Origin of the sequence: Pseudomonas sp. SIMBA_067 (assembly GCF_046534675.1) — a bacterium.
GTDB classification, from domain to species: Bacteria; Pseudomonadota; Gammaproteobacteria; order Pseudomonadales; family Pseudomonadaceae; genus Aquipseudomonas; species Aquipseudomonas putida.
Map to the genome: position 1 here is coordinate 1 of NZ_JAWRYH010001396.1, position 234 is coordinate 234.

The 234-nt window shown below is 56.4% G+C and carries 1 protein-coding gene; it reads left to right on the forward strand.

Features of this window, described 5'->3' with window-relative positions; all coding sequences use genetic code 11:
• On the forward strand, window positions 1-164 hold a 164-nt coding region (locus SB765_RS33965; protein ID WP_410933077.1), incomplete at its 5' end, for a type VI secretion system baseplate subunit TssF.
• Window positions 165-234 lie beyond the last annotated feature (70 nt).

A 234-nucleotide genomic window follows, 5' to 3' on the forward strand; every position in this document is an offset into this window, starting at 1 on the left:
GCTTTTCGGGGGAAGGGGACATCTGCCTGTTCGGTGAAATGCTCAGCCGGTTCTTCGCGCTGTATGCCGACATCCACTTGTGCACGCAACTGACGTTGATCTTGCAACCTACCGGGAGGTGCCTGCGATGGAGCGAACATCACAGTCAGCGTATTCCCGGCTGAAGGCTGAGGGGCTTTTAGATGTAATGGAGGGGCAGGTGGCGTCGGCCAATGTGTATCGCTTCTGTCAGTT